Consider the following 25,308-nt stretch of genomic DNA (forward strand, 5'->3'; position numbering starts at 1 on the left):
GATGACAACATTTGGTGAGTCTGCGCCAGCGGGTGAGCTATTCAAGATGTTTGGCTTTACAACGGAAAACGTTGTGAATACTGCAAAAGAGCTTTTAGCGTAAGCCTCTTGTTTTCTTGAAATGAAAAACCGAGCCAAGGCTCGGTTTTTTTATGTCTATTCAAACTCACTACCCTTGTTATCCAACTTACGTTGTCCACAAGTTTGGCACGCTATATAGCGATCCATATCGTAGTAATGCCCGCCGTTAATAAAGCTATGCAGCAATAGCTTAAACCGTCCTAGGAAAGTGGGCTGTTGGTCATAGCTGCTGGGTTTTCTTATCAAGACCTCTTTATGAATAGTTTCTTTATTGCATGACTGGCAATGATGTTTGCCTGTAAACATGAGCACACCTCCCGTGCAGTGAAAACGAGGTCGTTCAAATGGCACGAAGCTTATGCGTCACGTCGATAGTAACAGCTCTCACTTGGTTGGCTGAGGGACATTTCTTGGAGTGCTTCGCAACGATTTATGTTTTTTCCCGTGATTATTGCAAAAAGCGTGAATGCGAGAGCTATGTCATGAAGCTAATGTTGTGAAACCAAGTTGCGTAAACGATGTCGCGTAAACGATGTCGATCGGTTAATATGCACACCCTCTATAACGTGAATTTAAGGATGTAATGCGATGCTAAAGGTAGCAATTAACGGCTTTGGTCGCATTGGACGAAATGTCCTTCGAGCAATCTATGAAAGCGGCAAGAATGATAAAATAAAAATCGTCGCAGTGAATGAGCTTGCTCAACCAGAGGCAATGGCTCACTTGCTTCAATATGACACCAGTCATGGTCGATTCGCCAAGAAAATCTCTCATGATCAGGAGTATTTGTATGTCAATCATTCGAATGGCGAGTTTGACAGTATCCGAATTCTTCACCTCGCGGACATCAATCTATTGCCGTGGCGTAATTTAGACGTCGATATTGTTTTAGATTGTACGGGTGTTTTTGGTAGTCGAGCCGATGGTCTAGAGCATATTGCAGCGGGTGCGAAAAAGGTACTATTCTCACACCCTGGTGCTCATGATATTGATAACACCATAATCTACGGTGTGAATCACGACTCCCTTAAAAAGGAGCACACCATCGTATCTAGCGGCTCATGTACGACGAATTGTATTGTACCTATTATACAGGTGCTTGATGACGCCTTTGGTATCGACTCGGGTACCATTACTACTATCCATTCTTCCATGAATGATCAGCAAGTGATCGATGCCTATCACCCGGACTTGCGTCGTACCCGAGCGGCGAGTCAATCCATCATTCCTGTTGATACCAAACTTCATAAAGGTATTGAGAGAATATTTCCGAAATTTTCTAACAAATTTGAAGCAATTTCTGTACGAGTGCCGACAGTTAATGTCACCGCTATGGATTTAAGTGTAACTATAAATACAAATGTGAAAGTTAATGACGTAAATCAAGTCATTATTAACGCATCTCGGTGTACATTAGGCGGCATTGTTGACTATACTGAAGCGCCGCTAGTCTCAATCGACTTTAATCACGATCCACACAGCGCAATTGTTGATGGTACGCAAACGCGAGTCAGCGATGGACGCTTAGTTAAAATGCTAGTGTGGTGTGACAATGAGTGGGGCTTCGCCAATCGGATGCTTGATACGGCTTTAGCCATGCAAGCGTCTCAATAGTTTAAGATGCTACTTGAGCGAAATATTAATTTTGAGGGTTGAAATTAATATTGATGGGCTCAATATAAGTAAGCAGTTGATGAATTCATAAACTTGGCATGATGCCGAGTTTTCAAAAACTTTATTTATTTTTAGTTGAGAGGACTAAACATGTCTGTAATCAAGATGACTGACCTGGATCTAGCAGGTAAACGCGTATTTATCCGTGCTGACCTAAACGTTCCTGTAAAAGAAGGCAAAGTAACTTCAGATGCTCGTATCCTAGCATCGCTACCAACCATCAAGCTTTGCCTAGAAGCAGGTGCTAAAGTTATGGTGACTTCTCACCTAGGTCGTCCTACTGAAGGCGAATACGCTGAAGAGTTCTCTCTACAACCTGTTGTTAACTACCTAAACGACGCACTTGATTGCGACGTTAAACTAGCAAAAGATTACCTGAATGGCTTAGAGCTAAACGCAGGTGAGCTAGTCGTTCTTGAAAACGTTCGCTTCAACAAAGGCGAGAAGAAAAACGAAGAAGCATTGTCTAAGCAGTATGCTGCACTTTGTGACATCTTCGTAATGGATGCATTTGGTACGGCTCACCGTGCTCAAGCGTCTACACACGGTGTTGGCATGAACGCGCCAATCGCGTGTGCTGGTCCTCTTCTTGCTGCTGAGCTTGAAGCTCTAGGCAAAGCAATGGACAACCCAGCTCGTCCTCTTGTTGCTATTGTTGGTGGCTCTAAAGTATCGACTAAGCTTACTGTTCTTGAGTCTCTTTCTAAAATCGCTGACCAACTGGTTGTTGGTGGTGGTATTGCAAATACGTTTATCGCAGCTGACGGCCACAACGTAGGTAAGTCTCTTTATGAAGCAGACCTAGTTGAAACCGCGCAGAAGCTAATGAAAGAGTGTGCAATTCCTGTTGCCACTGATGTTGCGTGTGCAAAAGCATTTGATGAAAACGCAGAAGCTGAAATCAAAAACGTGGCTGACGTTCAAGACGACGACATGATCTTCGACCTTGGTCCAGATTCAACGGCGGCGCTTGCAGAAATCATCGGTAACGCTAAAACTATTCTTTGGAATGGCCCAGTAGGCGTATTTGAATTCAAGAACTTTGAAGCAGGTACAGCGGGTATTTCTAAAGCAATTGCAGAATCTGCAGGTTTCTCTGTAGCTGGCGGTGGCGATACGCTAGCGGCTATCGACAAGTTTGGCATTAAAGCTGACGTGTCTTATATTTCAACTGGTGGTGGTGCGTTCCTTGAGTTTGTTGAAGGAAAAGTATTACCAGCAGTAGCGATGCTTGAAGAGCGCGCTAAAGCTTAATTATTTTTTGATAAAGCGAGCTTATGGCTCGCTTTTATCTATGCTGCAATGCGTGGTTAACTTTGATACAATGCCGCCCATTGTGAGCAAACGATTGCCCTTTTTTATTTAAAACGACAGAAAATAGGACTTATTCCATGTCTAAGATCTTCGACTTCGTAAAACCTGGTGTTATCTCTGGCGATGACGTACAGAAAGTATTTGAAGTAGCAAAAGAGAACAAATTTGCACTTCCTGCAGTAAACGTGGTTAACACTGACTCTATCAATGGTGTTCTTGAAGCAGCAGCTAAAGTAAAAGCTCCAGTTGTTGTTCAGTTCTCTAACGGTGGCGCTGGCTTCTTCGCTGGTAAAGGCGTTAAGCTTGAAGGTCAAGGCGCACAAATCCTAGGTGCAGTTGCTGGTGCGAAATACGTACACGCTGTAGCTGAGTCTTACGGTGTTCCAGTTATTCTTCATACTGACCACGCTGCTAAGAAACTACTACCATGGATCGACGGCCTTCTAGACGCGGGTGAAGAGTTCTTCGCTCAAACTGGTAAGCCACTATTCTCTTCTCACATGATTGACCTTTCTGAAGAGTCTCTAGAAGAGAACATCGAAATTTCTGGTCAGTACCTAGCTCGCATGGCGAAAATGGGCATGACTCTAGAGATTGAACTAGGTTGTACTGGTGGTGAAGAAGACGGCGTTGATAACTCTCACATGGACGCATCTGAGCTTTACACTTCTCCAGAAGATGTAGCGTACGCATACGAGAAACTAACGGCTATCAGCCCACGTTTCACTATCGCGGCTTCTTTCGGTAACGTACACGGTGTTTACCAAGCAGGTAACGTGGTACTGACTCCAACTATCCTACGTGATTCTCAAGCATACTGTGCAGAGAAGTTCGGTATCGCACCTAACGCTCTAAACTTCGTATTCCACGGTGGTTCTGGTTCTTCTGAAGCAGAAATCCAAGAGTCTATCGGCTACGGTGTTATCAAAATGAACATCGATACTGATACACAGTGGGCGACTTGGGACGGTATCCGTACTTACTCTGCTGAAAACTTTGATTTCCTACAAGGTCAAATCGGCAACCCAACTGGCGAAGCTGCACCAAACAAGAAGTTCTACGATCCACGCGTATGGCTACGTGCAGGTCAAGCTTCTATGGTAACTCGTTTAGAGAAAGCGTTCGCTGACCTTAACGCTATCGACGTACTATAAGTTTAAATCTTATAAGATTTAACTGATAGACCGTTTAAAAAGCCGCTCTTTTGAGCGGCTTTTTTTGTGTCTTATGAAAATAAAGTTAAAGCGGTGAAAAAAACTGGCACAAAGTCACCTGATTGCGTAACCTTTTGTTAAGTAATGTATCTTGAATATTCATGTATTCAATGTTGTATGAAGCGGAAGTGGTTTGGCTAACTAAGCAGTGGTAACTAGTGGGTCGAGCGGAATGTTGAAATTTTAATATGAGGTAAAACGTATGGCTGGTGAGTCTATGGATATCGAGACCCCGCTGGTGGATGGTCTGTCAAAAGCTGAACAATGGCTAACAAATAACTCTGACTTATTTGTTCAATATGGTGTCAACATCATTTCAGCGCTCTTGATTCTATTTATCGGTAACTTGTTTGTTAAAGCGGTGGCAAACAGTGTTTCTAAGGTTTTGCACAAGAAGAAGATGGACAAAGCTGTCGTCGAGTTCATGAATGGCATTGTGCGCTATACCTTGTTCGTTATTGTATTGATTGCTGCCTTAAGCCGAGTCGGTGTACAAACCGCCTCTGTTGTCGCGGTAATTGGTGCGGCAGGTTTGGCTATTGGTTTAGCACTGCAAGGTTCACTGTCTAACTTTGCCGCAGGTGTACTGATAGTTGCTTTCCGTCCGTTTAAATCTGGTGACTATGTTGAGATTGGTGGCGTAGCCGGTTCTGTGGATGCGATTCAAATCTTCCAAACTATTTTAACGACACCAGATAACAAAATGGTCGTTGTTCCTAACGCTTCAGTGATTGGTTCACCAATTACTAACTACTCTCGTCATGCAACCCGTCGTATTGATCATGTGATTGGCGTATCTTACGGTGCTGACTTGAAGAAAACGCAAGAAGTCATTCGTAAAACATTAGAAGCGGACGAGCGTATCCTTAAAGAGCCAGGTATCACTGTTGGTGTTGTTGCTCTAGCCGATTCATCAGTGAATTTTGTGGTTCGTCCTTGGGTACGTACTGAGCAGTATTGGGACGTGTACTTTGATTCGCTACAAGCGATCAAGGAAGCATTAGATGCAGAAGGTATCGAAATTCCATTTCCTCAAATGGACGTACATCTAAATAAAGCGGACTAAGATTTTAGAGTTTGCAGTGAAAAGGTGAAGCGTCAAGCTTCACCTTTTTTTGCTTCGATAACGTGGTTAGGAATCGTCGTTAGCAGCAAATGCAGATCGGCACCTGATATCGCAAAGGTCCACTCAGGTAATCCAGGTGTATATAAAATCTCTTCGAGCGTGAACAAGTGACTATCGACGACAAGCGTGATGTCTTCAGGTAACCCAAACGGGCATACTGCGCCGGGAAGACAACCTATTTCCTCCATCATCTCGTCATTGCTGCAGATTGAAGTTCGCTTACCTAGCAATTGCTTAAGCTGCGTTTTGTCTAAGCGACTATCTTTGTCAGTCAAGAATAGCGCAAAGCCACCGCCTTTCTTTTTTAAGAACAAACTCTTGCTATGAGTACCTGTCCAGCCAAGTTGCTGAGCGATCCGCTCATCGGTAGCAAAGTCTAAAATAGGTTCATGTTGCCATTGTTGATACGAGATCGATAGGTGATGAAGGAGCTTCCTATTTGTTTGATATATTTCTTGGGTTCGATTTGTCATCAGTTACGCTATAAGCCCTTTTGTCAGCATTGCGGCAATAGTAAACATCATTGCCGCAACAGTTAGGTCAATGCCCTTTTTTACTTTCGGTTTTGATAGTGTCGGGCCAAGTTTCGCCGCGCCTATAGACAGCGAATAAAACCAAACGAATGAGGCCAAAACGGTACCAATAGCAAATGCCATTCTGTCACTTCCTTCAAATTGGCCACCGATTGAGCCTAAAATGACCACGGTATCAAGATAGAGGTGGGGATTTAATACCGTAACGGCAAGCGCACCGAGAATAACGGTTCTCTTGCCTCTGGCCAATACTTCTCCGTTAGACTCACTGCTTGAGGGTTGTTTAAAAGCACTACGTAATGACAGCATGCCGTAACCCATTAAGAATAGGATCCCCCCTAGGGTCACCATGGTAAGTAGCATTTCATTTTGAGATAAAATGGCCCCGCCACCAAAAACGCCCAGAGAAATAAAAGTCGCATCTAATAGGCTACATACTGTTGCGGTTGTCAGGTGGTGATTGCGCTTAATCCCTTGATTCAATACATAGGCATTCTGAGCACCTATTGGAATAATCATTGTCGCCCCTAGCCCAAAACCTTGAAGAAGTACCCAAAAATTCACTTTTATTTCCTAGTTGAATAATTAAAGAGAGCGTGAGAATACGGTTTTTACTATCATTAGTTAAATTAATAATATTTATGCTTTATAAGTAAGCCTAACTGGAGAGGGTGATGCGCGGTCTTGACTACAAATGGATAGAAGCATTGGATGCGATTGTTGAGCAAAGGAGTTTTGAAAAGGCGGCGGAGCATCTTTATATTTCTCAGTCTGCCGTTTCTCAGCGAGTTAAGCAACTCGAAAAATGGCTCGCTCAACCGGTATTGGTGCGAGAGCAGCCACCACGACCAACCGCCGTAGGAAAAAAGCTGCTTGGGCTCTATCGCCGTGTGTGCTTATTGGAACAGGAATTGGTACCTGAGCTGACGTCTGAGTTTAGTGATAAACCCCTGTCCGTCTCATTGGCGACCAATGCCGATAGTTTGGCGACGTGGTTATTGCCCAGTCTATTTCCTTTAGTTGAGTCTAAACGTATCGAGCTGGATCTTATTGTGGATGACGAGGGACGGACCATTGAAAAGCTTAAAAATGGCGAAGTGGTTGGAGCCATCAGTTTAGAGCCACAATCGATTCCGGGTTGCGTGGCGGATTATTTAGGCCGAGTCGACTACCTTTGTGTGGCCAGTCCAAGTTTTATTAAGCGTTACTTTAATCACGGTGTTAATCGCGAGGCGTTGATAAAAGCGCCTGCTGTGGCCTTTGATCAGCATGATAAAATGCACCAACACTTTGTTAATAAACACTTTAGTATTATGCCTGGCAGTATTCTTAAGCATACAGTGCGGAGTTCAGAAGCCTTTGTTAAGCTCGCGGTCGCCGGTGTGGCTTACTGTTTGATTCCGAGACTGCAAATAGAGGATGAGTTAGCCAGCGGGGCTCTAGTTGAACTGACACCTAATATTGAGCTGTCACATCGTATCTACTGGCATCATTGGCAGCTGGAAAGCGGTGTGCTTGGTGAATTATCGGATGCCATTACTCATTACGCCCATGCGTATTTGCCACAGTAAGGGGGAGCGGGCGCTGTGTTTTTAAATCGTCAGCAAACCACACGTTTATCGATAACGTCATTGTTTTGTCAGGGTTATCATTTGATGGAACTCATACGTTATTATTTTGCCTAACATTGAGTAATCGATCTTTGCTTAGATGAGGAAACAGATAATGAAATCAACATTGACGCTTTGTGCTCTAGCCGCCAGTTTTATTGCGCTGCCAAGTGTTGCAAGCCAGGTAGACTTTCCCCATATTGTGACAACAGGGTATGGGCAAATAGAAGCAACGCCTGATATGGCGGAGTTTTCCGTTAGAGTGGTTCAGTCACAACTCAATGCCGATCAAGCGAAAGAAGGTGTAGATTCAGTTGTCGATACCTTTTTGGCGAAACTGGCGAGTGCGGGTGTAAGCAAAGAGGATATTAAAAGCTCAAATTTGTATCTTACCCCCCAATATCAATACCCTGATAAAGGTCAGCCTGAGTTAGTTGGATATCGAGCATCGAGAACGGTGACCGTTCAGGTCATGGATATAGAAAGGCTTAATGATTATTTAGATTCGGCCTTGGCATCTGGGATTAACCAAGTTGACAATATTCGTTTAAAAGTGAAAGACGAAAGTCAGTATCAAGCGAAAGCACGGACTGCGGCTATCCAAGATGCACAGAAAAAAGCCCAGTCATTAGCGCAAGGGTTTGAGCAAAAGCTTGGGAAAGTGTGGCAAATTACCTATAAACAGCCGCAAAATCAGCCTGTCGTGATGAGAAGTATGATGATGGACAGTCAACCTGAATCTAACAGCTATCAAGATTCGGTGATTACTATCCGTGATAGAGTGGATGTGGTGTACAAGTTATCGAACTAAAAAATGCCCTTGCTTTGCAAGGGCATTTTTATTTGAAAGCGATACGTTGAAGGTCATACCTACAGCAGAGAATTAATGTAAAATTCGCGCGCGCAGCGTACCTTCAATGAGCTTCAGTTGCTCTAATGCTTCTTCTGAGCGTGCAGTTTCCACATCAATAACCACATAACCAATATCTGAGGCTGTTTGCAGATATTGACCAGCAATGTTAATGCCTTCCTTCGCAAAGATGGTATTGATTTGCGTCAGAATACCAGGGCGGTTTTGGTGAATATGCAGCAGTCGAGAACATTCACGGTGTTCTGGCAGTGATACTTCAGGGAAGTTAACGCTAGACAGTGTTGAGCCATTGTCAGAGTACTTAGCCAGTTTTCCAGCCACTTCCACACCAATATTTTCTTGAGCTTCTTGTGTCGAGCCCCCTACGTGAGGCGTTAGAATCACGTTGTCAAACTTCATCAATGGTGACTCGAATGGGTCAGCATTGGTCTTTGGCTCTTCTGGGAACACATCGATAGCCGCACCGGACAGGTGACCTGCTTCGAGCGTCGAGCAAAGTGCTGGGATATCAACAACGGTGCCACGAGCTGCGTTGATAAAAATAGAGCCCGGCTTCATGCGTGCAAATTCAGCTTCGCCCATCATGTTTTTCGTTTCTGGCGTCTCAGGGACATGTAATGAAATCACATCGCACTTATTCAATAGGTCCGTCATATTGTGGACCTGCGTAGCGTTACCTAGCGACAGCTTGTTTTCGATATCATAAAAATAGACACGCATGCCCAAGTTTTCAGCGATAATACCAAGTTGAGTCCCGATGTGACCGTACCCAATGATACCAAGACGTTTACCACGTGCTTCGTTCGAGCTATCGGCACTTTTCTTCCAAATACCTCGGTGAGCGAGTGCATTTTTTTCAGGAATGCCGCGAAGAAGCAAAAGGATTTGACCCAGTACCAGCTCTGCTACACTGCGTGTATTTGAGAATGGTGCGTTAAAGACGGGTACGCCACGTTTAGCGGCTGCGGTTAGATCCACTTGGTTGGTACCAATACAGAAACAGCCAATTGCCACGAGCTTTTCTGCGGCGTTGATGACGTCTTCAGATAGGTTTGTACGTGAACGAATGCCGATGAAGTGCGCGTCTTTCACCGCTTCGATCAGCTCTTCTTCAGGCAGTGAACCTTTGTGATAAGTGATGTTGGTGTATCCAGCCGCTTGTAATACTTCGACTGAAGATGGGTGTAATCCTTCTAGCAGGAGGATTTTAATTTTATCTTTATTTAGAGAAACTTTGGCCATTTAACTCGTCCTTAAAATGGAAATGGGGCAATCGCGGCGCACAGTTGACAGCGAGAATTTCAAGGAGGAGCTTCTTACTGCTGAGGCAAACGTTTTCCTTGTGCGTCTTCTAAGCAATAAAGTAACAAAAAATTTTCGACTTGGGTAAGAAAATTACGGAATAAGGAATAATTTTCTTATAGTTAAGGAGAGAAAACGGCACTAAGGCGTGCCGTTTGTAATCAAATGACGTAAAAAGAACTAGTCTTCGATTTTTGCGCCTTCTGGCGTACCAGTAATCACAACATCCGCGCCACGGTGAGCAAATAGGCCCACTGTCACTACGCCAGCAAGCGCGTTAATTTTATCTTCCATTGTTTTTGGATCGGTGATTTTCATGCCGTATACATCAAGAATCACGTTACCATTATCTGTGACGACGCCTTCGCGGTATGCAGGGTCACCACCAAGCTTAACGAGTTCTCGCGCCACGTATGAGCGAGCCATCGGAATCACTTCAACTGGAAGTGGGAATTCGCCCAGTACATCAACGGCTTTAGTGCCATCAACAATACAAATGAACTTTTTCGAGATTGCAGCAACAATTTTTTCACGAGTCAGTGCCGCGCCACCGCCTTTGATCATGTCTCGAGATGGGTTTATTTCATCCGCACCGTCGACATAAACATCAAGCATAGACACATCATTGCATTCAAAAACTTCAATGCCTAATGCTTCAAGTTTTTCTGTTGATGCGATAGAACTAGAGACTGCGCCTTTGATGTCATCTTTGATTGAGCCTAACGCATCAATAAAGTGATTAACGGTAGAGCCGGTACCTACACCAACAATACTGCCTTCTTCTACGTACTTGAGAGCGGCCCAGCCAGCTGCTTTTTTCATCTCGTCTTGAGTCATGGTTGAAATCCCAGTTAGAAAGTTAGGGTGAAAATGCGGGCGAATTATATATTAAAATGATAGCAATTGGCGTTAAAAAGCGAGAATAAGGTCAAAAAGAATGACATTTAGCAATCGGTTGCCCATGCATTGTTTGTGAGGTGTAGGCCGAGCTTATAGCGTCGCCGTTGGCTACCAACGCCAAACTTGTTTTGGGGTGACAATGGTTGAGAGTGGAATATCCCAAGATTCATTTGGTAGAGTCGATACCTGCTGGCAATTGTGTGCAAGCCCAATAGCCTGAGGACCCTTGCTAGAAAATTGCCATGGTGCGAGTGTTCGATCGTAATAACCACCGCCCATTCCCAGTCTTTGCCCTTGTTCGTCAAAAGCGACAAGTGGCGTAAAAATAATATCGAGTTGACGAACTGGGCATATCATACGCTGATCAAGTTCAGGTTCTAGGATACGATATTGGTTAGCTACTAGAAGCGTATTGGCGTGGTAACGTAAGAAAAGTAACTGACCTTTGGAGAAAGGGTGAATCACGGGCAGGTAGGTGTTAATGCCTCGCTGCCATAGCTCGTCAATGAGAGGTTGAGTATCAAGCTCACCATCGGTGGCTAAATAGAGTGCAACGTGCTTAGCTCGAGTGAGTTCTGGTAAAGGCTGGCATTGTTCGGCGAGTTGAAAAGCGTAGTCAGTTTGCTGACTTGCTGTTATTGCCCGACGAAGATGTCGGATGTCAGTGCGAATACGTTGTCTAGTATTGACAGACATAAGGAATACCCCAAAGTGCCGTTGAAGATTGTGGCCCTTGAACCTGCTGGTTCAAGGCGGATCAGCAAAGGTAACCGTAGGCTTCTCGGTACGAGCCGAGCTTGCTCAATAGTGCCCAAATACTAACCCTTAAGGATTGCTTATCGGCTCAGGGACTTAAATCCTCTGACGCACACTCCAGGGTAAATTAGTTTCGCTGTCCTTGCCTTACATTATTAATAGCATCATCAAGTGATGCGGCGAGCTGTTCCATTCGCTCGGTAAGTTGAGAGGTATTTTGTTGCACCTCATCACTTTTTGTATTCAGCTCGTAAGACATATTCAAAGCGGCGATCGTGAGCAATTTTAGCTCATTCGTTACTTTTGTCCGCTGAGTCATTTCTTGCAATCGGTCATCAAGATCTTTTGCCGCTTGGATCAAGGTTTCTTCTTGACCTGCAGGGCAATTTACCCGAGTCAATTTACCTAATATTTCCACTTCGACTGCTTGATTTTCCATAATGACAAGAACTCTTTTTGTTATCACCAACAAAGGTAATCTGAGGAGGAAACTATAGGTAAACGGCCATTAAGATTCAAGCTTTTCTAGTGACTCAATGCCAAATGCGTGTTTAATCACACACGAAATCGACAATTCGCACAAAAGCTATCCAGAAACGAGGCAAATGCCGTTTTCGCTTGCGGTGGGAAGTGATAGCATGACCAACCAATACCAAAGCGCTTCCAGTCAACGATTCGTTCAGACCATCGTCTGCTGGAAAGTCAGAAAAGAATAGAATGAGAGCCACTATGACTGATACCACACTACCAAATTATATTACCGTTGCGACGGAATTACAGCAGGCTAGCCTTGCTGTTAGCCCTGCAGAGCTGCATGGCCTATTAGTTGGGATGTTGAGTGGTGGTCTGGGACTCAACGACGATAGCTGGCAGCCACTATTATTTGATTATACGAATGACGGAATAAGCTGGCCACAATCTGCTATTGCGAGGGCGAAAGCTTTATTGACGCACTCAATTAGTGAGTTAACAGATAACGAGAGCTTTGAAGTGTCGCTGTTGATTCCTGATGATGCCGTTGATGCGACATTAGTAGAGAAAGCAGATGGCTTGAGTGAGTGGGTGAACCACTTTATTTCAGGGCTGGGTTTAATCAGCACTAAGTTAGCGCAGGCGTCAGAGCAGAGTAAAGAAGCGCTTGGTGATCTGGAAGAAATTGCCAAGCTGGGTGTTGACGAAGAGGACGACCTAGAAGAGCAAGCGCAATTGTTTGAGCAAGTGATCGAACATGTGAAAGCATGTGTATTAACGATACATGCCGAGTTTGGTATTAAACCGGCCAAGCCAGCTGATACGCCAACGATTCACTAATTAAGCGTTAATACTGTATCAATCGCTAATACTTTAAAGAGAACACCTCGTGTCGAGACTGTATGATATTGTGATTGCTGGTGGCGCTATGGCGGGGGCAACCTTAGCTATGGCGTTAAACCAAGGAAGCAATCAGTCGTTAAGAATAGCCGTCATAGAACCTTATCAGCCCGATCATCAAGCTCACCCCGGTTTTGATGCGCGCTCGATTGCGCTTTCCTATGGAACGGTCGCCATTCTCAAGCATTTTCAGTTGTGGTCGCTCATCGACGATCATGCCACGCCGATTACCCACATTCATGTTTCCGATCGAGGTCATGCAGGAATGACGGACTTCTATGCCGAGAAAGAAGGGCTCGAAGCGATGGGGTATGTGGTTGAGTTGGCGGAAGTCGGGCGTCGATTTAGTCAGCATTTATCACAGCAGCATCATATTGAATTATTTTGCCCTTACTCGGTGAAACACATTGAGCGTAGGACGGATTCGGCAACCGTGACTCTATCGTCAAATGACGGAGAGAGCGTACAACTTGAAACGAAGCTAATTGTAGCTGCGGATGGCGCGGAGTCAGTGAGTTGCCAGTCAGTTGGCTTAACGCAGCAAAGCTTCGATTTTAACCAAACCGCGATTATCGCCAATGTTGTGACCAGTGAGCTTCACCAAGGTCGGGCGTTCGAACGTTTTACCGCGACTGGACCGTTAGCACTATTGCCAATGAGCCAAGGGCGGAGTTCGTTGGTTTGGTGTTTACCCCCTGAGGAGGCTCAGCGTATTTTGAACTTGTCTCAAGCTGAGTTTTTAGGTGAATTACAGCAAGCTTTTGGTTGGCGTTTAGGGCAATTTACCAAAGTGGGCAGCATTGCCAGTTACCCGCTGTTACTTCGTCATCGAGAACGTATTTCCTCCCATCGGTTTGCCGCTGTAGGCAATGCGGCGCAAACGTTGCATCCAATTGCTGGGCAAGGCTTTAACCTGGGTATTCGCGATATTGCGACTTTGGTGGATTCGCTGTTGGTCAACACGAAAGATGTTGGTGATTACGCTAATCTTATTAGATTCCAAACGCAACGCGAGCAAGATCGATTAACCACGATTGCGATGACATCGGCTCTTGTACAAATTTTCTCTAATGATTTATTCGCATTTCGAGTGGGACGAAACATGGGGTTGGGAGTATTGGATACTTTCCCGCTGTTGAAATCTCCGCTTTTTAATCGTGCGCTCGGCGTGGTGAACAGGTAGTACAACATTATGCAAAGTTTTGATTTAGTTATTATTGGTGGTGGAATGGTTGGTTTGGCGTTAGCTAGATCCCTGCAAGATACGGATCTTCGTATCGCGGTGATCGAAGGAAGCGTGCCTTCTAAGTCTATACCAGATGAGCCAGATATTCGTGTCTCTGCATTAAGCCGCGCCAGTGAAACGATCTTAAAAAATCTAGGCGCTTGGGATGCGATTGAAAAGCATCGCTGTGCCGCATATCAAGCTATGGAAGTATGGGAGCAAGACAGTTTTGCTCGTATCGAATTCTCAGCCAGCCAATTTTCTCAACCTAATCTTGGTCACATTGTCGAAAATCACATCATTCAAACCGCACTATTATCACAAGTAGAGCAGCAAGCGAACGTGACGTTCTTTATGCCGAATCGCTGCCAGTCTATGGCAGTCGGAGAGAGCGAAGTGTGGATGACTCTGGACAATGGCGTGGCGCTTACGAGTAAATTAGTTGTGGGAGCGGATGGCGCAAACTCTTGGGTTAGAGAGCAACAAGGGATCCCGCTGACACACTGGGATTATGGTCACAGTGCGTTAGTTGCTAATATCAAAGTGGATGATTACCACGATGGTGTAGCGCGTCAAGTCTTTACCCCGCAAGGTCCACTTGCATTCTTACCTCTGGATGACAGAAAACTATGCTCGGTAGTATGGTCAACGGATCCTATCAGAGCAGAAAAATTAGCAAAAATGTCTGAGGTAGAATTTAACAAAGCGATTACGGCAGAGTTTGATGGTCGATTAGGGCTTTGCCACTTAACCTCAGCGCGTCGGGTATTTCCTCTCAAAATGCGCTATGCACGAGACTTTGTGACAGAGCGTGTTGCTTTGATCGGAGACGCTGCTCATACGATTCACCCTCTGGCAGGTCAAGGCGTTAATCTTGGTCTTTTGGATGCAGCAAGTTTGTCTGAAGAACTCATTAAGCTCTGGAAGGCAGGAAAAGATATTGGACGTAAGCGTCATTTAAGAGAATTTGAGCGTTGGCGAAAAACGGAAGCTGCCAAAATGATTGCGGCGATGCAGGGGTTTAAGGATTTATTTGAGGGCGATAACCCCGCGAAGAAAATGGTTCGTAGTTTAGGAATGAGGCTGGTAGGGCAATTGCCTGGCGCAAAACAAGAAATCATGAGCCGCGCGTTAGGAATGAAAGGACGTTTGCCTGAATTGGCGAAGTCGCCCGTCAAGCAAAGTGGTTAGTTATGAGTGATGGTGTGTGAAAGTACATTTAAAAGAGGGCTTAATTGCCCTCTTTTTTATCTGTGCAGTATACAAAATGTTATGTGAAGTATGGTATTTGCATTAAGCCATTTTTGATAATCAAGCGTAAGCGCATCTCAGCCTCTTAACTTCTTGATTGACTTCTTTTACCGCGGTGAAGTGACGTTTTTCAGCTTGCGCAGGAATGATGAGTTTACCGTTATCAAACTCAAAGCCACCCAATCCATGGATATAAATTCGTCCCTTAAATAGTCGACTTATGTGTTTAGCAATCATACTTGGTGTATAGCGCTTAAACAGTCTCATTTACTCTTCCTTATCGTTTACCTAGCACGAAGGATTATAGATAAAACCCTTCATGTAATGTGTGATTAACCAGTGTTTACGAGGATTTAGCTCAGTAAATTCATCGTTTTGTGCTGCGTTTATCAATTTCATTACGAGTGACAAAGTATCTCGTGATACGTAGCGCAAAAAATCATTTAGACAGTGGAACATGTCAAAATTAGAGAGTGATTCATGTTGAAAAACGAGGGCTATTTAAGCTTCCTAATGTGACAGTACTATGAATCTAAATGCATTATTTTCGGAACTTTATATTGGTGTATTTTGCTACTAAATATGAGTGTTATTTATATAGACCAGAGAAACCTCAAAAAGTTTTCAGTTGGACATACGGTGTTACAAACCAGCAGGAAGATGGGGGGAGAACCGTTATCATGAGTAAAAAAAAAGCCCGCTCAGCGGGCCAAATGTCACAGATGCATTACACAAAAGGGAGTTACTGCTTACGCAGAGCATCACTCTAGTGTGGACAGCAACGTAGCGGAGTTGCTCGTTGATGTCTGGTCATAGCATACTCTAAAAAAAACCTCATGACTATTTATGCGTATATATTGAGTAATATTTCATTTTGTTTGTGGTGGGAATTTGATCTGTATCGCAGTACGCTCGTGAGGGGCTACAGTAGTTTGCATTTATGACCGTCGCTTATATGTATAAAAGGAGCGAAGCTCGGTTAGGAGAGGAAGGCATACACGGTATTGGTTCTATCGGCAGATGTCTGCCCATAGAGGTGAACAGCATTGCACTAAATCGTTTAAGGATAACAAGAGTCCAGCGTTGCTGTTGCCACTGCTGATCGTCACCATATTATGTTGTTTTAAACCCGTATCAAAAAGAATAGGTATAGACGTGCGCAGTAATAGTGGGGTTACCGTTCCGATAGTGGCGCCAGTTATGGACTCAATTTCTTGACGAGAAGCGCAGGTCATGCGGCGAGTTGTGAGTACATGACGAACTTTTTTCGGATCAATAGATTCATTACCAGAGCAGCAGGCTAAGGCATATTGCCCCCCCATATCTCGTAATACGATAGCTTTGACCATTATCTCGGCTTTGATACCGCGTAGATGAGCTGCTTCTTGAATCGAAGCAGCTGCTTTACCTTGCATCAGCAGTTGAAATGGGATTTCACGTTGCTGTAGGTAGCGGGTAATGGGCGTTGAGAGCATGATTACTCGTCATCAACCGAGTAAGGGAGTGCTGTCGGCGTGAGGCGGTCTTCAAGCGAAGACGTCACTCGAAACTCAGTATCCGCATCCAAATTGTTGGGTAAGATTGCAGAAACGAGTGTTGTACCATCGGAAAATTGATAGAAAGCAAGCGTATCTCCTGCTTTTCTCCAGTTTTCTCCAACAGAGCGCTCAACGACAACGTTGTCAGATCCTGTCAGTTTGGTTGAAAGGACACCAGACAGTGTCATTAACATGCGCTTATTGATGCCGCGATACTTTGCCCGAGCGACGGTTTCTTGTCCCGTATAGCACCCTTTTTTGAAGCTAATGCCACCGATGGCCTGCAAATTAAAGGCTTGTGGAATATGTTGGTTTTGCAACTCAGGAGTTAAGGTTGGCAGCCCCTGTTCAATATCAAGTCGAGTCCAAAGTGATTCATCACTCCAAGTGAGGGCGTCATCGTTAAGGTGCGCTTGTAGCCAAGCACTCGGTGCCACGATCATCCAGCGGTCATCACTGATTTTGATAGCGGTTGCCGACTCAGTGGTTCGTACGTCCCCCTTTGTTGGGAAGAGAGACGTCACAAAGGCATGGCTTTGCGCGCCAATAATGCCCGCAATGCTATTGTCGCTTATCGTGATGTCTACCTTTGAGAAAACCGCGTACTTGCTAAGTTCAGCTTGCTCTTTTGTAATAACTGAACGGGGTTGAATCATGGTATAGCCACTGTGAGTATGACAAAGACGAAAAATACTCCACACTTTTCCTTTGGCGTCGCAGTGTGCACCGAGTGTGGATTCTTCTTCGGCAAGGGTGACGACATCGCATGTTACTTGCCCTTGCAAGTAGGCTTTTTTATCTGCACCGACCATGTCGATCGCTCCCCAAGATGGGAGTAACGCCAAAACCAAATCAGGCAGTGATGCAGAGGGAGTATCGTTGAATGACTGAGTGCTAGGTTGCCAATCCATAATTAGAGGTCTCTTTAGATATCATAATGAATATGTTAATGCGCTGAGCTGGATTTGTCAGCTGAATGTTGTTGCACGATTTGTTGTGATAGAAGTAGAGATTGTGTGATGTCAGCAGTGGTTAGTGTGAAACAGGCTTGTTACACTCAGCTCAAATTAAGTAGTAGATGGAGAATGCAATGTACTCTACTGAACAAAAAGCACGGATAAAATGGGCTTGCCGCCGAGGCATGCTAGAGCTTGATGTTGTTGTTATGCCGTTCTTTGAGGAGTGTTTTGATACCTTGACAGGGCAAGAGCAGAATGACTTCGTATCTTTGTTGGAGTGTCAAGATCCTGATCTATTTACCTGGATCATGGGGCATGGGCGCAGTGAGAATTTAGGTCATGCGTCAATGGTGGACAAAATTGTTGCGCATAATCTGAGTAAAGTTCGATAATTCAGTCTTTTATTCGAGAAAATATCACCACTCATCCTTACGAATTAGGTAAGCGTAGTCTTGAGCACGCTTACCTACATGCCTCTTTTTCTTTCCATGCTTGCGTTGCTAACCTAATTTGTCATGTCCTGCTAATGGCTGCGCTGATACTGACATCGTTACCACTGGTCGCTTTGGTTTATATTGTCGGATTTTGTGTTAGGACTCGTTATATTTACCCGTCTATCAGCGGCGTACTTATGATGAAAGATAAGCAGTGGCACTACAATGGCGTGCCATTGTGTTCTCCCTCGTTTACTCTCGTTTTCAGTGAGTGGTGCATTGGGGTTCGTGAACAAAGTGGTAAGCGGTATATTTTGTGGCGAGACAGTAGCAGCGAGTCAGCTTATCGTCATTTATTGGTTGCAATAAAAAAGCAGTCCATTTCTAGTAATTGAAAGGACTGCTTTGGACGCTTTTTTAAAGCGCTAGTTAACCGGTATTCGTCGCCCAATTTGGGCTATGGCAGTACTAGCTTGTTGATTCATCACTTGGCGTTAGAATCGTCGGTTTGCTGACTTCCAGCATATCGGGATAATCTAGCGTGTAGTGAAGACCACGACTCTCTTTACGTTGCATTGCACAGCGAACCATTAATTCAGCTACTTGCAATAGGTTTCTCAACTCAAGTAGGTTATTGGAAACTTTAAAATTACTGTAGTAGTCATGCGTTTCTTGTTGCAGTAATTGAATTCGACGCAACGCACGCTCTAAGCGTTTATCGGTACGAACAATCCCCATGTAATCCCACATAAATAGCCGCAGCTCATGCCAGTTGTGTTGGATGATGACTTCTTCGTCAGAGCAACTCACTTGGCTCTCATCCCATTGAGGTAGCTCGCCAGGCAATGACACGCTGTCAAGTTTAGTCAAGATATCTTTCGCGGCAGACCAAGCATAGACGACACATTCTAATAGGGAGTTAGATGCCATTCTATTTGCGCCATGCAGGCCAGTATAGCTGACTTCACCAATGGCATAGAGCTGCTCTATATCGGTACGACCTGCTTGATTCACCATCACTCCACCGCAGGTGTAATGTGCCGCTGGAACAATAGGGATAGGCTCTTTGGTCATGTCGATGCCCAAATCTTGCAAGCGCATATGAATAGTAGGGAAGTGCTTAATGATGAACGCTTCAGGTTTATGGCTGATGTCTAAGTACATGCAGTCTGCGCCAAGGCGTTTCATTTCAAAGTCGATAGCGCGAGCCACCACATCACGTGGGGCAAGCTCTTCTCGTTCGTCAAAGTCAGGCATAAAGCGCGTGCCATCTGGACGTTTTAGATAAGCGCCTTCACCACGAAGAGCTTCAGTGAGCAAGAAATTACGCGCTTCTGGGTGGAACAGGCAAGTTGGGTGGAATTGGTTAAACTCTAGGTTAGCGACTCGACACCCTGCGCGCCAAGCCATGGCGATACCGTCGCCTGATGATACGTCTGGGTTGGATGTGTATTGATATACCTTTGACGCCCCACCTGTTGCCAGTACCACAAATTTTGCACGTACGGTTTCTACATGTTCTTCATTGCGGTTCCAGATATATGCCCCAACGACATTGTTATCCGCATTGCCATTGCTTTCGTCCACGATGAGGTCGAGCGCATTGTAGCGCTCAAAGATCTCAATGTTAGGGTGACTGTGCACGTTATCTTGCAGTGTCGTTTGCATGGCCATGCCTGTCGCGTCGGCTGCATGCAAAATTCGGCGGTGGCTATGTCCGCCTTCACGAGTGAGGTGGTAACGAGGTTGTTCGTCTTTGTCCGTCTCAACTTGATCAAAAGGAACCCCTCCGTCGATCAACCATTGAACGCACTCTTTGGCATTCTCTGCAATAAACTGAACGGTGTCTTCTTCGCACAGCCCTGCACCAGCAATATTGGTGTCATTGACGTGTGATTCGATGCTATCGGATTCATCAAAAACGGCTGCAATGCCACCTTGGGCATAATAAGTCGCCCCTTCACTACGAGGGCCTTTACTTAAAACGATAACCTTAGCGCGCTCCGCGACTCTTAGTGCGAGTGATAGACCTGCAGCGCCACTTCCTATGACTAAAACATCACAAAGATGCTCTCGGTTTGTGTTCATAATTCTATTAAAATCCTAACCTACAGTAGCGTAACGATACCCTACTTAGATAAAAAGTGCGCGATAGGGAGCTGTGTAAAACAGCTGGCGAGGGGCACTTTCAACAAGGATTACATTGGCGATAACACGCTGAAAAATCGATTGTGTTAATGAGCTAAGTAATCCATTCTTGTAAATTGACAACATTGTAGTCGACGCCAAATTACATTGTGAATGATTCATCACAAAAAAACGCAGAAAGTTTTGAACTTTCTCTTTTTCATAGAGTCACAATAGTGCTCATGTTAGCGGTGGTGTCAAGACTACAATGTGCATTATTAATACTCATATCTGAGAAGGTAAGGGTAAGAACGAATAGGAGTGAACGCTCGAATGAACGAGCAGCCAACCGATCAGGTGCTGATTGAGCGCGTTCAAAGTGGAGATAAACAAGCATTTAACCTGTTGGTTTTGCGTTATCAAAACAAGGTTTGCAATCTCATATCACGATACGTGAGCAACTCTGGCGATGTCGCAGATATTGCCCAAGAAGCATTTATTAAGGCGTATAGAGCGATCCCAACGTTTCGAGGTGAAAGTGCCTTTTATACGTGGTTGTATCGCATCGCTGTCAATACAGCTAAAAACCATATTGTTGCGCAAAGCAGAAGACCGCCCGCAACAGATGTGGATGCAGAAGATGCAGAATTTTATGAATCTGGTAATGCGTTGAAAGAAATTTCGAACCCTGAGAACTTAACGTTGTCGAATGAATTGAAGCGGACAGTGTTTGCTGCAATTGAAGCATTACCAGAAGACCTTAAGACTGCGATGACCCTACGAGAACTCGATGGGTTGAGTTATGAAGAAATCGCAGAAGTAATGGATTGCCCAGTGGGAACGGTACGCTCGCGTATCTTCCGTGCTCGTGAAGCAGTAGAGAAGAAGATTAAGCCTCTTCTTCAACGCTAAAACCAGTATCAACTTATGGTGAATATAATGGCTGACAAACAAAAGCTTTCAGCATTCATGGATGGAGACCAAATCGATGAGGCGCTTATTGAAGCGTTTGAAAATGATTTGGAAAGCAAAGAAGCATGGCAAAATTACCATTTAATTGGTGACGTCATGCGAGGCGATGAGCCAAAAAGTTTAGATTGGAATATTGCTGAAAGTGTCGCGATAGCGCTAGAAGCAGAGCCGACGCACTCGCAAGCTCCGGCTTCAGTGAGCGCCGATCAGGTTGGTGTAGCGACGCCGATAGAATCGCAACCCACTCCAGCGCAAGCTAAGCGTCAGCTGCCGGCATGGCTTAGCCAATTTGGTCAAGTGGCCGTGGCCGCTTGTGTGTCTATGGCGGTGATACTGGGTGTGCAGCAGTATTCTGGTCAAGATGTGACTCAGCCTGAAGCGGAACAGCTCCCGGTATTGCAGACGATTCCTTTTGCAGGTAGCGCTGAGCCTGTCAGCTTAACTCGAGATTCCGTTGCTAAAACCAACGGCGATACGGCTAATGTTCAAGAACAACGTCGTCGAGTAAACGCATTGCTGCAAGATTATGAGCTACAGTTAAGATTAAATAGTGATCATCAAAGCTCGTTGAGTGTTGAAACCGAATCGGTAATTGAATGAAGAAATTTCTGACCAGTTCTTTACTGCTGTTCAGTTTATTTGGTGCTAAAGCCTTTGCAGAAGAACCTTCTGCGGAGGCTTTGTTGCATCAAATGAGTGACGCAAGTCAGCAGTTGAATTATGAACTGTCCTACATCCTGATTAAGAAGAATAGCATTGAGCCGCTGCTCTATCGGCATGCCACCTTTGAAACTCAGCAATTTGCACATTTGGTGTACTTGAGTGGGCCCGTGCGAGAGGTTATCCGCCGCGGTAGTGAGGTGAGCTATATCGAACCGGGCGTTGATCCTTTTACCATTGAATCAGGGAAAATGGTGGCGCCATTAATGCCGTTACTTAACGGTAATATTACCCAATTGAGTGAGTTCTACGATTATGTGCGAGTGGGACGAGCTCGAGAAGCGGGCGCGGCAACGCAAGTATTTCGTATCGTCCCTAAAGACGGGCTGAGATACTCTTATGTATTGTGGGTGGATGAGGCGAGTAAGTTGCCTCTTCGTGCGGACTTATTGGATCGAGATGGTGAAATTCTCGAGCAATTTCGCGTGATTTCATATTCTGTGAATGACCGTATCGCAGAAATGTTGAGTTCGCTAGAAAAAGTGCAACTACCGGCTGTGCTTTCTTTGCCAAAAGGCAATATCGAAGAAACCTACTGGCAAGTCGGTTGGGTCCCCGCTGGATTTAAGCCGAAAGATCTTAATCGTTATCGTATGTTTTCAACAGAAAATATTGTTGAAAGCCAAATGTTTACTGATGGGTTGTTTAGTTTTTCGGTTTATGTTTCTGAACGCGATAATCACTCATTAAAAGGTGATCTTATTCGTCAAGGTCGCCGAACCGTACACAGTGTTGTGAGTGGCGATAGGCAAATATCGGTAGTGGGGGACATCCCGCCAGCGACCGCGCAAAGAGTCGCGCAGTCGGTGAAGTTAAACCCTGTAAAACCAACACTCACCCCTGCCCCTGAAGCGAATTCAACGCCATGATGACGGCACTTGCTACGGTGACCTCTGTTGAAAAACAGGGGCGCCAACTTCAGATACAGCTGAGCTGCGAGCAACAAACCAGTTGCAGCTCATGTGCTTCAAAAAGCAGCTGCGGCACGGGAATCGTAAGTAAAGCCGTGGGCAGTAAAGCGCTCATTTGGAATTTACTCACGGACGAAAAAGTGCAATCAGGAGACGTGGTCGAAATAGGCTTTCCAGAGAAAAGTCTGCTTCAATCGGCGGCCTTGGTGTACTTGCTTCCGTTGTTCTTTTTGTTTATTGGCGCGGGTTTGGGGCAACTTTGGCTTGCGCCTTTACTAGAGGCTGGCGAAGGTGTCGTGATTCTTTTGGCGGCTGGGTTTTCATTTATTGGTTTTCTTCTTGCTCGTAAATTCATTCAGCCCGTCGAGCAAACGTCGAGTCAAGAGGTTGTCTTGATCCGCATACTCGGGCAGTCCATTGTCTAAATAAGGTGCGAACCGTATAGAAATTGGGTAGAATCTGCCAACTAAATTGAAACGCTGTGACGAAACAGGCGTTTTATACTTCCCATTTTAAGAGTTAAGCCAAATCAAATCTATGAAGCACATTCGTAACTTTTCGATTATCGCCCACATTGACCACGGTAAGTCCACGTTGTCAGACCGTCTCATTCAAGTTTGTGGCGGCTTAAGTGACCGTGAAATGGCAGCTCAAGTTCTAGATTCTATGGACCTTGAGCGCGAGCGCGGTATTACCATCAAAGCTCAGAGTGTTACTCTTGACTACACTGCGAACGATGGGGAAACCTATCAGCTCAACTTTATCGATACCCCAGGACACGTAGATTTCTCCTATGAAGTATCTCGTTCCCTTGCCGCTTGTGAAGGCGCGCTGTTGGTTGTCGACGCTGGTCAAGGGGTAGAAGCTCAGACACTAGCGAACTGCTATACCGCGATCGAGATGGATCTTGAGGTAGTGCCAATTCTGAACAAGATTGATTTACCGGCGGCAGAACCTGAACGTGTTGCTGAAGAAATCGAAGAGATTGTTGGTATTGATGCATTAGAAGCTGTGCGCTGTTCTGCAAAAACGGGGTTAGGTGTGGATGCGGTTCTTGAAGAGATCGTCGCATCAATTCCTGCACCAGAAGGCGATCCAGAAGCACCACTACAAGCATTGATCATTGACTCTTGGTTTGATAACTACTTAGGTGTGGTTTCTTTGGTTCGTATTAAAAACGGTAAACTAAAGAAAAATGACAAGATTAAAGTCATGAGCACCGGGCAAGTTTGGGGGGTAGACCGTTTAGGTATATTCACACCAAAACAGATCGATACGACGGAACTGAATACTGGCGAAGTAGGCTGGGTGGTTTGTGGTATTAAAGACATCCTTGGTGCCCCTGTTGGTGATACGCTAACAACAGCAAAACACGGCAGCGAAACTGCGCTACCAGGTTTCCAAAAGGTGAAACCTCAGGTTTATGCGGGTCTTTTCCCTGTATCATCCGATGATTATGAAAACTTCCGTGATGCACTAGGTAAACTTAGTCTAAATGACGCATCACTATTCTATGAGCCAGAAAGCTCAGCAGCATTAGGTTTTGGTTTCCGTTGTGGCTTCTTAGGCATGCTTCACATGGAGATCATCCAAGAACGTCTAGAGCGTGAATACGATCTTGATCTGATTACAACGGCACCGACGGTAGTCTACGAAGTAGAAAAAACGGACGGTAAAACGTTGTATGTTGATAGCCCGGCTAAGCTACCCGCGACTAACGATATTGAAGAAATGCGTGAACCCATTGCGCGTTGTAATATCTTGGTTCCTTCAGATTACCTAGGTAACGTGATTACGTTGTGTGTCGAAAAGCGTGGCATGCAGGTTGACATGGTGTATCACGGTAACCAAGTCGCCGTGACTTACGACATTCCGATGGCAGAGGTTGTTCTCGACTTCTTCGATCGTCTGAAGTCGACGTCTCGTGGCTATGCGTCACTGGATTATAACTTCCAGCGCTTTGAAGCATCAAACATGGTTCGTGTCGATGTATTGCTTAACGGTGATACGGTTGATGCATTGGCTATCATTACTCACAAAGATCAAGCGCAAAGCCGTGGTCGTCTGCTTGTTGAGAAAATGAAGGAGTTTATTCCTCGCCAAATGTTTGATATCGCGATTCAAGCAGCAATCGGTAACCACATCATTGCTCGTTCTACCGTAAAACAACTGCGTAAAAACGTAATTGCAAAATGTTACGGTGGTGACGTGAGTCGTAAGAAGAAGCTGTTGAAGAAACAGAAAGAAGGTAAGAAGCGTATGAAGCAGATCGGTAACGTTGAACTGCCTCAAGAAGCGTTCCTTGCCATTCTGCATGTAGGCAAAGATTAAGCTCATTGCTAAGTGCAAGAACAAGTAAAGTGGAAGCTCTGAAAAGGGCTTTCACTTTCGTTATTTTTGAAGATACGAAATTAAGGGA

Annotated in this window: 27 protein-coding genes and 1 other RNA gene; 16 read left to right on the plus strand and 12 right to left on the minus strand. The window is 45.0% G+C overall.

The window, feature by feature from the left end:
* Positions 1–156: 156 nt before the first annotated feature.
* Positions 157–387 carry a hypothetical protein gene (locus MD535_RS03655; RefSeq protein WP_265673587.1) on the minus strand — a complete coding sequence of 77 codons (231 nt, stop codon included), beginning with the start codon at positions 385–387 and terminating at the stop codon, positions 157–159.
* A 282-nt stretch (positions 388–669) separates the two neighbouring features.
* Between MD535_RS03655 and epd the strand changes: the two genes are divergently transcribed.
* The 4 genes from epd to MD535_RS03675 all read left to right on the plus strand — a co-directional run bounded on the left by epd (position 670) and on the right by MD535_RS03675 (position 5,349).
* A complete protein-coding gene (gene epd / locus MD535_RS03660) occupies positions 670–1,695 on the plus strand; it encodes an erythrose-4-phosphate dehydrogenase (RefSeq protein WP_265673588.1) in 1,026 nt (341 codons plus the stop codon).
* A gap of 150 nt (positions 1,696–1,845) precedes the next feature.
* Positions 1,846–3,009 carry a phosphoglycerate kinase gene (locus MD535_RS03665; RefSeq protein WP_265673589.1) on the plus strand — a complete coding sequence of 388 codons (1,164 nt, stop codon included), beginning with the start codon at positions 1,846–1,848 and terminating at the stop codon, positions 3,007–3,009.
* 137 nt (positions 3,010–3,146) lie between these two features.
* The gene (gene fbaA, locus MD535_RS03670; protein ID WP_265673590.1) at positions 3,147–4,223 is read left to right on the plus strand and encodes a class II fructose-bisphosphate aldolase; all 1,077 of its coding nucleotides are present in this window, start codon (positions 3,147–3,149) and stop codon (positions 4,221–4,223) included.
* A 262-nt stretch (positions 4,224–4,485) separates the two neighbouring features.
* Positions 4,486–5,349, plus strand: coding sequence for a mechanosensitive ion channel domain-containing protein (locus tag MD535_RS03675; protein ID WP_265673591.1), 864 nt, complete (start codon positions 4,486–4,488; stop codon positions 5,347–5,349).
* 32 nt (positions 5,350–5,381) lie between these two features.
* Here MD535_RS03675 and MD535_RS03680 read toward each other — a convergent pair whose 3' ends face one another.
* Positions 5,382–5,882: a YbaK/EbsC family protein gene (locus tag MD535_RS03680; RefSeq protein WP_265673592.1), complete on the minus strand. Its 501-nt coding sequence runs from the start codon at positions 5,880–5,882 to the stop codon at positions 5,382–5,384.
* 3 nt (positions 5,883–5,885) lie between these two features.
* Complete coding sequence (locus MD535_RS03685; RefSeq protein ID WP_265673593.1) at positions 5,886–6,506, minus strand: LysE/ArgO family amino acid transporter; 621 nt, start codon at positions 6,504–6,506, stop codon at positions 5,886–5,888.
* Positions 6,507–6,616: 110 nt separating this feature from the next.
* Here MD535_RS03685 and MD535_RS03690 point away from each other — a divergent pair, with 110 nt between their 5' ends.
* Both MD535_RS03690 and MD535_RS03695 read left to right on the plus strand, forming a co-directional pair.
* A complete protein-coding gene (locus MD535_RS03690; RefSeq protein ID WP_265673594.1) occupies positions 6,617–7,513 on the plus strand; it encodes a LysR family transcriptional regulator ArgP in 897 nt (298 codons plus the stop codon).
* Between the two features lie 154 nt (positions 7,514–7,667).
* Positions 7,668–8,363 carry an oxidative stress defense protein gene (locus MD535_RS03695; RefSeq protein WP_390902884.1) on the plus strand — a complete coding sequence of 232 codons (696 nt, stop codon included), beginning with the start codon at positions 7,668–7,670 and terminating at the stop codon, positions 8,361–8,363.
* A gap of 72 nt (positions 8,364–8,435) precedes the next feature.
* Here MD535_RS03695 and serA read toward each other — a convergent pair whose 3' ends face one another.
* The 5 genes from serA to MD535_RS03720 form a co-directional block, all read right to left on the minus strand.
* A complete protein-coding gene (gene serA / locus MD535_RS03700; RefSeq protein WP_265673596.1) occupies positions 8,436–9,665 on the minus strand; it encodes a phosphoglycerate dehydrogenase in 1,230 nt (409 codons plus the stop codon).
* A gap of 240 nt (positions 9,666–9,905) precedes the next feature.
* Positions 9,906–10,562 carry a ribose-5-phosphate isomerase RpiA gene (gene rpiA, locus MD535_RS03705; RefSeq protein ID WP_265673597.1) on the minus strand — a complete coding sequence of 219 codons (657 nt, stop codon included), beginning with the start codon at positions 10,560–10,562 and terminating at the stop codon, positions 9,906–9,908.
* A gap of 171 nt (positions 10,563–10,733) precedes the next feature.
* Positions 10,734–11,321 (minus strand): 5-formyltetrahydrofolate cyclo-ligase, encoded by a 588-nt coding sequence (locus MD535_RS03710; protein WP_265673598.1) that lies wholly within the window; start codon positions 11,319–11,321, stop codon positions 10,734–10,736.
* 3 nt (positions 11,322–11,324) lie between these two features.
* Positions 11,325–11,508, minus strand: a non-coding RNA gene (gene ssrS / locus MD535_RS03715) — 6S RNA.
* Positions 11,509–11,820 carry a cell division protein ZapA gene (locus MD535_RS03720; RefSeq protein ID WP_265673599.1) on the minus strand — a complete coding sequence of 104 codons (312 nt, stop codon included), beginning with the start codon at positions 11,818–11,820 and terminating at the stop codon, positions 11,509–11,511. It lies immediately after the preceding RNA gene.
* A gap of 290 nt (positions 11,821–12,110) precedes the next feature.
* On the opposite strand from MD535_RS03720, the gene MD535_RS03725 reads away from it, so the two are divergent.
* From MD535_RS03725 to MD535_RS03735, 3 genes are all read left to right on the plus strand, one after another.
* Positions 12,111–12,692 carry a YecA/YgfB family protein gene (locus tag MD535_RS03725; RefSeq protein ID WP_265673600.1) on the plus strand — a complete coding sequence of 194 codons (582 nt, stop codon included), beginning with the start codon at positions 12,111–12,113 and terminating at the stop codon, positions 12,690–12,692.
* 88 nt (positions 12,693–12,780) lie between these two features.
* A complete protein-coding gene (gene ubiH, locus MD535_RS03730) occupies positions 12,781–13,935 on the plus strand; it encodes a 2-octaprenyl-6-methoxyphenyl hydroxylase (RefSeq protein WP_390902888.1) in 1,155 nt (384 codons plus the stop codon).
* Between the two features lie 6 nt (positions 13,936–13,941).
* Positions 13,942–15,168 carry an FAD-dependent 2-octaprenylphenol hydroxylase gene (locus MD535_RS03735; RefSeq protein ID WP_265673809.1) on the plus strand — a complete coding sequence of 409 codons (1,227 nt, stop codon included), beginning with the start codon at positions 13,942–13,944 and terminating at the stop codon, positions 15,166–15,168.
* A gap of 120 nt (positions 15,169–15,288) precedes the next feature.
* Here the strand turns inward: MD535_RS03735 and MD535_RS03740 are convergent, their stop codons facing one another.
* The 3 genes from MD535_RS03740 to ygfZ all read right to left on the minus strand — a co-directional run bounded on the left by MD535_RS03740 (position 15,289) and on the right by ygfZ (position 17,677).
* Entirely contained in the window at positions 15,289–15,495 is a 207-nt protein-coding gene (locus MD535_RS03740) for a DUF1107 domain-containing protein (RefSeq protein WP_265673602.1), read from the minus strand.
* 743 nt (positions 15,496–16,238) lie between these two features.
* On the minus strand, positions 16,239–16,703 hold the full coding sequence (locus MD535_RS03745) for an aminoacyl-tRNA deacylase (RefSeq protein ID WP_265673603.1): 465 nt from the start codon (positions 16,701–16,703) through the stop codon (positions 16,239–16,241).
* A gap of 2 nt (positions 16,704–16,705) precedes the next feature.
* Positions 16,706–17,677: a tRNA-modifying protein YgfZ gene (gene ygfZ / locus MD535_RS03750; RefSeq protein WP_265673604.1), complete on the minus strand. Its 972-nt coding sequence runs from the start codon at positions 17,675–17,677 to the stop codon at positions 16,706–16,708.
* Positions 17,678–17,856: 179 nt separating this feature from the next.
* Here ygfZ and MD535_RS03755 point away from each other — a divergent pair, with 179 nt between their 5' ends.
* Together MD535_RS03755 and MD535_RS03760 are read left to right on the plus strand one after the other, a co-directional pair.
* A complete protein-coding gene (locus MD535_RS03755) occupies positions 17,857–18,117 on the plus strand; it encodes an FAD assembly factor SdhE (protein ID WP_250615823.1) in 261 nt (86 codons plus the stop codon).
* 23 nt (positions 18,118–18,140) lie between these two features.
* Positions 18,141–18,554, plus strand: a complete 414-nt coding sequence (locus MD535_RS03760) for a protein YgfX (protein ID WP_313897271.1) — start codon at positions 18,141–18,143, stop codon at positions 18,552–18,554.
* Between the two features lie 73 nt (positions 18,555–18,627).
* On the opposite strand, the gene nadB is transcribed toward MD535_RS03760, so the two are convergent.
* Positions 18,628–20,247 (minus strand): L-aspartate oxidase, encoded by a 1,620-nt coding sequence (gene nadB / locus MD535_RS03765; RefSeq protein WP_265673606.1) that lies wholly within the window; start codon positions 20,245–20,247, stop codon positions 18,628–18,630.
* Positions 20,248–20,619: 372 nt separating this feature from the next.
* Between nadB and rpoE the strand changes: the two genes are divergently transcribed.
* The 5 genes from rpoE to lepA all read left to right on the plus strand — a co-directional run bounded on the left by rpoE (position 20,620) and on the right by lepA (position 25,220).
* A complete protein-coding gene (gene rpoE, locus MD535_RS03770; RefSeq protein ID WP_250615821.1) occupies positions 20,620–21,198 on the plus strand; it encodes an RNA polymerase sigma factor RpoE in 579 nt (192 codons plus the stop codon).
* A gap of 15 nt (positions 21,199–21,213) precedes the next feature.
* Positions 21,214–21,858: an RseA family anti-sigma factor gene (locus MD535_RS03775; RefSeq protein WP_265673607.1), complete on the plus strand. Its 645-nt coding sequence runs from the start codon at positions 21,214–21,216 to the stop codon at positions 21,856–21,858.
* Positions 21,855–22,847 carry a sigma-E factor regulatory protein RseB gene (gene rseB / locus MD535_RS03780; RefSeq protein WP_265673608.1) on the plus strand — a complete coding sequence of 331 codons (993 nt, stop codon included), beginning with the start codon at positions 21,855–21,857 and terminating at the stop codon, positions 22,845–22,847. Before MD535_RS03775 ends, rseB begins: the two co-directional genes overlap by 4 nt.
* Entirely contained in the window at positions 22,844–23,314 is a 471-nt protein-coding gene (locus tag MD535_RS03785) for a SoxR reducing system RseC family protein (RefSeq protein WP_265673609.1), read from the plus strand. The genes rseB and MD535_RS03785 overlap by 4 nt, the downstream gene beginning before the upstream one ends.
* A gap of 112 nt (positions 23,315–23,426) precedes the next feature.
* Positions 23,427–25,220 carry a translation elongation factor 4 gene (lepA, locus tag MD535_RS03790; RefSeq protein ID WP_265673610.1) on the plus strand — a complete coding sequence of 598 codons (1,794 nt, stop codon included), beginning with the start codon at positions 23,427–23,429 and terminating at the stop codon, positions 25,218–25,220.
* The last annotated feature ends 88 nt before the right edge of the window (positions 25,221–25,308 follow it).

Origin of the sequence: Vibrio qingdaonensis (assembly GCF_026191675.1) — a bacterium.
Taxonomy (GTDB): domain Bacteria; phylum Pseudomonadota; class Gammaproteobacteria; order Enterobacterales; family Vibrionaceae; genus Vibrio; species Vibrio qingdaonensis.